At 52.8% G+C, this 2,635-nt stretch carries 2 protein-coding genes; both read right to left on the bottom strand.

Annotated elements, in window-relative coordinates; all coding sequences use genetic code 11:
- Positions 1 to 614 precede the first annotated feature (614 nt).
- Positions 615 to 1,652, bottom strand: coding sequence for a hypothetical protein (locus BQ17_RS07715; RefSeq protein WP_089725849.1), 1,038 nt, complete (start codon positions 1,650 to 1,652; stop codon positions 615 to 617).
- 218 nt (positions 1,653 to 1,870) lie between these two features.
- The gene (locus BQ17_RS07710) at positions 1,871 to 2,509 is read right to left on the bottom strand and encodes a cytochrome-c peroxidase (RefSeq protein ID WP_089725847.1); all 639 of its coding nucleotides are present in this window, start codon (positions 2,507 to 2,509) and stop codon (positions 1,871 to 1,873) included.
- Positions 2,510 to 2,635: the final 126 nt, after the last annotated feature.

Below are 2,635 nucleotides of genomic sequence, written 5' to 3'. Positions count from 1 at the left end.
GCCTGCGCCGAGCGCAGCGAGGGGGCTTGGGGAGAGGGGGTCAAAGGGCGAAGATCGGTGCCTTTTGCGACACCCTCGGCGGGAGAAGGGCTGGGAAGAGGGCGAACGAAAGACCGTGCTCGATGCTTGCCATGTCCGACTACCCGGAAACCTCTCCAGGGAGAGGGACTTTGAGCATTCGAAGACCCTTCAGGGACGACGCGCCGGTCAAGGCGTACCTTTCGGCGCGAACAAGCTCCCTCCCTTCGGTTCGGGATGACAAGTTCGTGCAGATTCGCGTGATACGTCGTTTTTCCTCTTGTTTGCCGACCTGACGTTTGACTTAGAGGCTATGTGAACACTCCACCGGCTAAAGCCGGTGGCTTCAAGTTACGGCTAAAAGCCGGATTGATCGGCCATGCGGCCGATCGCTGTCGCGATACAACCTCAAAATCGTCATCCGGCTCCGGCAGGTTTTGGTTCTTGATGTCGCGCGATCTCTCTCAGCAGCTCCCAACCGCGGTAACTTACATCGCCACCGTCCACTTGGTACCAATACTTCGTCGTCCACACCATGATGATATTTACAGTCCCAGACAGTAATGGCATTGGGTTGGATGTTCTGTCTTCCTGACTCACGGCCTGCCGTAGGCCAAGTAATGAAATCCATAGTACATGGAGACCATCAATCCCAAGGCCAACCAATAGCTCATCACTATTATACCAGCCTGGGCCAGGACCCCCCGATTCTCTCGGTAGGAGAAAAAGCTATAAACCGATGGACCCTTGATGGTCATGATTATCAGTATGACAATGACCAAGAAATGCCCGATGGTGTCGACTTTACCGAAATGAACGGCACCAGCGATGATCATTAGGTTCAGGGCCAATGCTGCCAAAGACACGACATTACGTCCGGTCAGCAATACATAAACCAAGGTAAATTCCACGAATGCGGCACACATTAGAAAGAAGTCACGGGGCAGGCCCATGGTTAGGAATTCATTGCTGTCCAGAAAAGGGTCGAACCATTGCGGATACGCGAACTTTTCGATTGCAACCCACAGGAAAGAGAACAACATACCCACCACCAACAATGGCACGCGATATTGTTCCAACCTTGTGCCGCCAATGGATTTCAGCACAAGATAAGCAGCGAGTCCCGGGAACAGCATATAATCCAACATATGATAGAAACCATACTGCGTAATACCATAACCATACAGGGCCAGAATGCATAAGGCACTGAGGATCATGGTCGATTCGAATAGAACAAAGATGGCAGCGAATAGATGGAGATAAGGTAAAAACGCTGCATCACCGAGTAAATCCGGCGCTAAAATGACATCACCGATCAACCAAAGCATGACAAAGAACACACCGGTGCCGATACGGGCTATCGTGTCGACGATATTCGGCTGGTTACTGAAGAATCGTCCGAACCAGTCAAAGCGTTGCGCGCGTGACCATTTAATATCAATAGAATAAAGGATCAGTAAACCAACACTAGCGACCAGCAGCAGTAGCCAGAAGGTTCCGTTCAGCACCTCAGTCAGCTGCCGGGGCGGCTCAGCGATGTCGAATTCCACAAACCACTTGATATGAGCCAGTGCCGGTTCCGCCCTCAACAACAGAATTACCAATACAGGGATAATGAATTTCATCGCTTTCATCAGTGTTTCTCCTCATCAAAGATGCCTTTAGGGCACTTTTAAGTTAAATCACCCCCGCCAAAGCCGGAGGCTTATCTCACTGAGTTAAACTACCGCAATTGTTCAATCCCCCATTGTTTTTGCCATCCCTGGCACCTGGATTCCGGCAACACTTTCCGGAATGACGCGGTGGGAGCCAAACGAGCCGGTCTCATAATCCTTAAGTTAATGGCATTGCCCTATAAGTCGGGTAGCTCAGATTGGGCCTCTTCATCGGTCAGACTATGTAAGAAGGCGATCAAATCTTCTCTTTCTTGGTGGCTGAGGCCGATGGGGACCAATGTGGTTTCCTCGTGATCCTGGAATTCTTTGGCCTCGTCAATCTCATCGTAAAAATCGATGACCTCATCGAGGGTACTGAAACGCCCGTTGTGCATGAAGGATCTTCTCTGCGCCACATCGCGCAGGGTAGGTGTTTTAAACTGGTACTTGCTCTCGGGAATGCGGGTAACATAGCGGACCCAGGGAAAGGCCTGTTCCGGACGTGCGTCGTTGTGGCGACTCTCGAAATTGAAGCTCGAAGCCCGTACCTGGGCGACGCCGTCCCAGCGTCCGTAATCATCTTCTCCCGCGCGGCTGACGTAGATATTATGAAATTCACCGTCGCTGAAGTTGGGGCCAGAGTGGCACAGAACACACTTGGCCTTACCCAGGAAAAGCTTTAGGCCACGTTGGGCACTGGTAGAGAGCGCTGCCATCTGACTTGGATTGTCGTCTCTCAGGCCCTCGGCGAAGCGGTCGAATGCCGATGAGCGCGAGACGATGGTAGCCTCGAAGGCCGCGATGGCCTTGCCGACGTTGACGAATAGATCGTCCACTGCCCGGCGTTGCGAGCGGTCCGGCGGAAACTTTGGAGTGCGGCGGCGACCTTATCCCGGCATTGGTAGCAACCCACGCTACCTGGTGTAACCGGGGGTGCCGGCAGGTACAGTGCAAACCCGCCG

The organism is Candidatus Thiosymbion oneisti, from assembly GCF_900092655.1.
Lineage (GTDB): Bacteria > Pseudomonadota > Gammaproteobacteria > Chromatiales > Chromatiaceae > Thiosymbion > Thiosymbion oneisti.
This window is presented reverse-complemented; position numbering and strand designations above follow the sequence as displayed.